Below are 6,000 nucleotides of genomic sequence, written 5' to 3'. Positions count from 1 at the left end.
CCTGTTGCCGGCATACTGCCGTGTTCAAAAGCCGAAAGCCACTTATCTCAACTGTTCAATTTTCCCGAACCACCTCTCTCTTCTCGCGTCTGGATGTCATCCAGGCCGCGCATGAAGAGAAGGTAGGTGATCTGCTCGATCACCTCCAGCGGATTGGAGATCCCGCCGGCCCAGACCTGATCGACCTTCGAGCGGATTTCACCTGTGAGCATGCTGTCTCATTCCAATATTCATTCGAGTCGGTTTGACACTAAGCCATAGAGACGTGTTACAGAAGTTGCATCATAAAGTTGAGTGTTGATGCTGTAGAAGGGGAGGAACGTCGTGGATCCGGTCGGTCGCGTCGTCAAGATCTTTATCACCGGGCAGGATCCGCGCAGTCTGCGAACAGTGGAGCTCGACAACTGGACGGGCGTCGCCATCACCGGCCAGCCGGAGTTTTTCAAGAAGGCGCTTGAGGCGGAAGTTCTCAGTCGCTCATGTGTCTACCTGCTCATCCGCTCCAGCGCCGACGATGACCTGCCGGAAATCTATGTCGGCGAGAGCGATGACTTTTCACAACGCTATACGAGCGGAAAATTCCCGATCGACTTCGACACGTTCCTGATCTTCACCAGCAAGGACGACAATCTCACACGCGCGCACGTAAAGTGGTTGGAACGCGAATTGTGGATGATCCTCAAAGGCAACAGCGGCAAGGCGCTGGTCGCCAACAGCAACAAGCCGACAGGATCAAATCTCCCGCGCGCCGATATCGCGACGATGCGGACCTATCTGGGAAATCTGATCTATGTCCTCGAGGCGCTGGGATATGATCTGTTCTCCGTGGAGGAGCGGACATCGGCGTCGCCGCAAGTGTCCCGCCTGGTTGATGAGCCCGTTACTGAAGCGGCCAGCCCCACGCTGAAGCTCTATTCGCCTTTGCCCAAGCGTCCTCAAGACAAGGCTTTTCTCACATATGCCAACGGCTCATACACTCTGCTGCGAGGGTCGAAGATCAGTGCGAAGACGACCGAAACCTTGCCGGCAAACGTGAAGAGATTGCGAGAGCAGTCAATCGAAAATGGCGAGCTGATCGATCGCGGCGACTACATGGAACTGATGCGCGATATTCCATTCTCAAAGCCCTCTCCGGCGTCCGCCCTGGTCAAGGGCCGCAGGTCTACAGGCTACATGGACTGGCTGAGAGAAGGGGACGGCCTTCAACTCGGCGCCGTTCTGGGTCTCGCCACGCCAGCCCCGCCCAGCGAGGATTAGGCGCAGCCGCGCCACACTGAGCCTCTACGGGTGCCGCCGGGCGCTTGGGAGAACGACCTGAAGAAACCGCCCGAAACCCCGTTTTTCCATCTTGCCATCCTCAAAAATCGTCGCTATATCCGCGCCACGCTTCGCCCCTGAGCCCTCGACCAGCTCTCCACCCGGGCGAAAGCGGACTGCGGAGAGGTGGTAGAGTGGTCGATTGCACCGCACTCGAAATGCGGAGTACCTTTACGGGTACCGTGGGTTCGAATCCCACCCTCTCCGCCATCGGATTTTCACTCTCCGTCAATTAGCCGCAAGCTCTTGGCTTTGTTCGCAATTTCCTGACCGACGGCCCCAATTCAGGGACAATCGTCATGAAAGTATCGCGAAAAGTATCGCGCCCGGTACACCCTCCGGTATCGCTTGCCGGGCCGGAACCCGCAGCCTCGGGGAAACTGAATCGCAACACAAAACAGCGATCATGCGGTCCGTATCTCGTCAGAAGCGGCAATATCTGGCTCTTCCAAATCAAACTGCCGCGGCGGATCGCAGGCGGAGCGGTGAAGCGTCCTCTGCGCGTGAGCTTGGGCACATTGTCCGCCAGCGAGGCGCGCCGTGTCGCGGCGATGCTGGCGGGGCTGGCCTTCAAATGGTTTCAGGAGATCGAACGGCGGATGCAGAATGGCGAAGACATGGATGATCTTACGAGCGATAGCGAAGGCGACGCCGAGGACGCAGATTTGTTGTGGTCGTTCCTGACCACACGGATGAAAGCGGTTCTTTATGACATCCGGACACCGATTCCGACGCCATCGCCGGAGGACGAGAGACGGTTCGAGGGATGGCGCGATCTGGTCCAGATTTCGCGGGAGGTGGTGGCCAAGCAGGAGGGGCGGCCGCACAACAGCCTGGTCGCCGACAATGCGTCGATACTGGTAGCGTCTGCGGCGAAGAAGTTCGATCCGGTGACTCAGGCCGAACCGCCCCTTCCAACGCTCGCGAGCACACCGTACACGTCCGGCGACACGGTTCTGCCATCACCGTCCGCGAAGCTAGACTTACCCCCGTCACCCCAAACGCTCCCGCGGACCACGGCAGTCGAAATGCGTGTGATACCCGCAGCGCCCAGGGTGACCTCAGGGCCGCAATCCGACCTTCCTCCCGCCATGCAAGACCGCCGCTACGTGGAGCGTCCGTCGTCGAGCATGAAATCGTTCAGCACGGTCGCAGCCGAATATTTCGCACAGCGCGAAATCAACACATCTGCCGACGACAACGATATCAGAACCGCCCGTTTCCGCGCGAACCTGTTTCTCGAATTGATTGGCGACCACCCCGTTGACACCTACGGTGTTACGGACCTGCAAGCCTATGTCAATCTGCTGAAACACTGGCCTGCGAACAAGGAAGAGCGGCCGGAAACAATGTCTGCACGCGAAATTCTCAAGGGCAATGCCGATCTCCATCTGGCACCGTTGTCGAAGAAGACCTTGCGGGAGGGCTACCTCACGGTTGTCAAATCGATCTTCGGATATGCCGAACGCCATCACGGACTGACGAACGTCATTCGGGGCGCGAAACTTGATTATCCGGACACGGCGCGGCCGTCGATACCCTCGGAGCCGCTGGCCTATCACAAGATCACTCAGTTGTTGCAGGCTGGTGTTCAGACCGAGGAACTCGACTATGCTATGCTCCCGTTGCTTGGCCTGCTCACAGGGCGCAGGCTGGCCCTGCTGGTTCATCTCCGGGGTAGCGATCTCCGGGAAAAGTTCAAGGGAGTCTGGGTAGCGCAGACACCCGGCATCATCCTGGACGGAAAAGTCTGGAAACGCATCCCCTACAAAACCGACGCCAGTATCACTTTCTTCGTGCTCCACGAATTTCTGGTGGAAATCGGTTTTGTGGAATGGGCCGCTGGTCTCGGCGACCGCTTCATCTTTCAGGAACTCGCGCGGCTTGTCGATCCGAGCAAAAGCGCCTCCCAATATATGGCGCGCCTGTTCGGTCGAGCCGGGATCAAGGATACTCGTGGGGAGGTCTTCCATTCGCTCCGGGGTGGTTACATCGACGAATCCCGTGATCAGGACATCAGCGAGCGCGACAGCAAATTGCAGGTCGGGCACGAAGTCCGCACGGACGAGCATGGGAAGTACGGTTTCCGGGTGATTTCAGAGAAGAAGGCGAGGCGCATCGCCTCGATGGAACTGAATCCGGAAATAGACCTATCCTGTTACCGAGGTCTAGATTTCGAGAGGATGGACGGCAAGAAACGCAGCTCTGGGCGAAAGCCCTCCAAGACCTGATTTCGGACGCGCCCTCAAAGTCTCGATCCTTTAATCGGCGATTGACCCACGCGTCTCCGGCGCGGACCATGGAAAAACGCCACCTGAATATGGGCTGGAACCCTCAGGTGGCGCTTCTTTCATTGGAGTCATCATGATAGCTGCCGGCGCAGACTACGAGAAACAGTTTTCTCTCACCGATGAATATGAGGCCAGTATCGAGCGCTCGCCCACCTCGGTCGGCGACCAGTCCACCCCGCATAGGCAGGCGGCCGCCCTCGCGCAGCGCCTCGAAGCCATTGGAATCAACCCGTATCAGTCGGACAAGGAGCGATACCTCGTGGCCTTGCAAGACGGTCCCGGCGAGGTCATCGACCTCGGACGACCGCTCCGGGGAACCCGGCTTTTCGCGAGCCATGCCGTTCGCAAGAATCGTCCCGTCGTGCAGGATTTCGAGTCCTTCGCCGTCGAGGACGGCTTGAAGGATTGCCTCTACTGGGGGATCGGCCTGACTGGCGCGAAAGCGGAGGCAGCCGATCTTCGCGAAGCCATGAAGCGGTTCAATGACAGGATCAACATCGAGTTCTCGGAATTGCGCAAGCGGTTTGCATTCGAGCTTCTATTGCTTGTCGTCCACCCCCGTTTCGATCCCGTCTCGGGCCTCTTCGATTTACATGCGCATTTCGTCGCCCGGATAGCGCCGGAAGGCCGCGAAGCCGTCCGCCGACGTCTCATGACGAAATTCTCGAAGATCGACCTTCCGGACAGCCCGATCCGAAAGGCCGCGGCAATCGCAACCTACATGCTTTGGGGTATTTTCCGGAACAAGGTCATGATCACATGGCCGGATTATGCCCTCAAGGCTGTCTGGGGTCTCACACAGAGCCGTTTCCGCTTCGTGAGGTCCGGAGGCGCATTTGCAAAATGGAAGGCATCCAGGCGGTCGCCGGAGGAGACGGTGGCGGTTGCCGTCGACAAGGGGCAACGGAAACGAAATCGTGCAGAAACCGCCGGTCCCCGGCGGCAGGTATTCACGGGCGATCGGCTGCTGTCGAAGGTGATGGTCAAAATTCGAGGCGTCAGGGTCGCCGCGCTTTTGTTCGAGGCCGCCAGAAGCGAAGACGCCGAAGTCGTGGAGACGAGCCAGGCGGACGCCGGGTCTATGTATCCCTCAGCGACTGTTCGCGTAACTCAGGAATCTCAAGAGAGGCACGCCGACACCTCATGCTCAGCTGGCCGACCATCCACTGACCCGTTCTGGCATGGGCTTTCAAACCGACTATCTCGGGCCAAAAAGGTCGTAAGCTCGTGGGGAACCAAAATCGTCGAATTCGCTCGTGCCGCGATCAGGTGGCTCTTATAGCAGGGCGCTGGAAAGCATGACGTCGTTGAAGGGTTACAAGACCCCGAGCGCCTTCTTGCCATCCTCGCGCAAGACCCCGTCTGGCCCTACGTGCCGATAGAGCGTTTGTCGGGATACAGCCAGTTCCTTGCAGAGATCGGCAACCACGGTTTCGGGTTTGCCCATCGACGCCTGAGCCAGTCTGATCTTGGCCGACGTCATCGAAGACTTCCGACCACCGACACGACCTCGGGCGCGGGCGGACGCCAGCCCGGCAAGGGTTCGCTCACGGATCAGCTCTCGCTCGAACTCCGCCAACGATGCGAAGATTCCGAACATCAACTTCCCCTGCGCCGTGTTGGTGTCGAGCGGCGTGTCACCCGCCAAGACTCGAAAGCCAACGCCGCGCTTCGACAGATCATCCACCGTCGTCACCAGATGTCGGAGATCGCGACCCAACCGGTCAAGCTTCCACACGACGAGTGTGTCCCCGGATCGCAGTGCCTTCAGGCAGGCATCCAGTCCGGGTCGATGGTCTTTCTTTCCGGACACGAGGTCTTCATAGATCATCTGGTCATCGACGCCGAAGAGCATCAGGGCATCTTTCTGGAGGTCCAGCACCTGGCTGCCGTCCGCCTTTGACACCCGCATATACCCGATCAGTTCCCCCATGGAGCCTTGCCTTTCAATCCGTCATGCAAACGGTCGTTTGCGTGACACAGAATGAATCTCCGCTTCGTCGGCCGCAAGACGTCACGATTCCCGTCATTTTATCTACGTCCCGCAAACGTCGGCGAAACCTCTTTCAGCGAGGCGACAAGCAAGCGATAATCAGGATGAGACGAGGCTTCAGGGTCATTGGTCCGTCTCACTTTGCCCGCAAGCCTACTCCTTCCCGACACCCGGCTTGCTACGGCGACGAGGGTGAGAAATTTCAATCGGAGTGCGACGCCGGGCGCAGTCGGTCCCGCCTCCGGGCTTATCTCGCCCGCCGCTGCGCTGAGGCTCCTGCGGCTACGCTTCGTCCGGTCGCCGCACACGCGAACTCCCGAAGTCCCGCCAAGCGGCGGCGCTATGCTGACTTCTCCGGTATGCTCATTTTGCCATGGGGCTCGGACACGCGCCGGAGGG

General features: G+C 59.0%; 4 protein-coding genes, 1 tRNA gene and 1 pseudogene. 4 read left to right on the top strand and 2 right to left on the bottom strand.

The annotated features are described in order from the left end of the window. Positions 1–77: 77 nt before the first annotated feature. Positions 78–212: pseudogene (locus OCK01_RS06135) on the bottom strand (type I restriction-modification system subunit M N-terminal domain-containing protein); the annotation flags it as partial. A gap of 112 nt (positions 213–324) precedes the next feature. Here OCK01_RS06135 and OCK01_RS06130 point away from each other — a divergent pair. The 4 genes from OCK01_RS06130 (at position 325) to OCK01_RS06115 (ending at position 4,890) form a co-directional block, all read left to right on the top strand. Continuing rightward, positions 325–1,257: a DUF4357 domain-containing protein gene (locus OCK01_RS06130; RefSeq protein ID WP_263823132.1), complete on the top strand. Its 933-nt coding sequence runs from the start codon at positions 325–327 to the stop codon at positions 1,255–1,257. 180 nt (positions 1,258–1,437) lie between these two features. Beyond that, a tRNA-Ser gene (locus OCK01_RS06125) sits at positions 1,438–1,527 on the top strand. Between the two features lie 89 nt (positions 1,528–1,616). Continuing rightward, the gene (locus tag OCK01_RS06120; RefSeq protein ID WP_263823131.1) at positions 1,617–3,548 is read left to right on the top strand and encodes a DUF6538 domain-containing protein; all 1,932 of its coding nucleotides are present in this window, start codon (positions 1,617–1,619) and stop codon (positions 3,546–3,548) included. Between the two features lie 133 nt (positions 3,549–3,681). After that, positions 3,682–4,890 carry a hypothetical protein gene (locus OCK01_RS06115; protein ID WP_263823130.1) on the top strand — a complete coding sequence of 403 codons (1,209 nt, stop codon included), beginning with the start codon at positions 3,682–3,684 and terminating at the stop codon, positions 4,888–4,890. Between the two features lie 33 nt (positions 4,891–4,923). On the opposite strand, the gene OCK01_RS06110 is transcribed toward OCK01_RS06115, so the two are convergent. Next, positions 4,924–5,541, bottom strand: a complete 618-nt coding sequence (locus tag OCK01_RS06110; RefSeq protein ID WP_263823129.1) for a recombinase family protein — start codon at positions 5,539–5,541, stop codon at positions 4,924–4,926. Positions 5,542–6,000 lie beyond the last annotated feature (459 nt).

It is taken from the genome of Rhizobium sp. TRM95796, assembly GCF_025779995.1.
Lineage (GTDB): Bacteria > Pseudomonadota > Alphaproteobacteria > Rhizobiales > Rhizobiaceae > Rhizobium_E.
This window is presented reverse-complemented; position numbering and strand designations above follow the sequence as displayed.

Bases quoted from the DNA above. Each gene is read 5' to 3' on its own strand.
- OCK01_RS06120 (WP_263823131.1), top strand. From the start codon at position 1,617: ATGAAAGTATCGCGAAAAGTATCGCGCCCGGTACACCCTCCGGTATCG.
- OCK01_RS06115 (WP_263823130.1), top strand. From the start codon at position 3,682: ATGATAGCTGCCGGCGCAGACTACGAGAAACAGTTTTCTCTCACCGAT.
- OCK01_RS06110 (WP_263823129.1), bottom strand. From the start codon at position 5,541: ATGGGGGAACTGATCGGGTATATGCGGGTGTCAAAGGCGGACGGCAGC.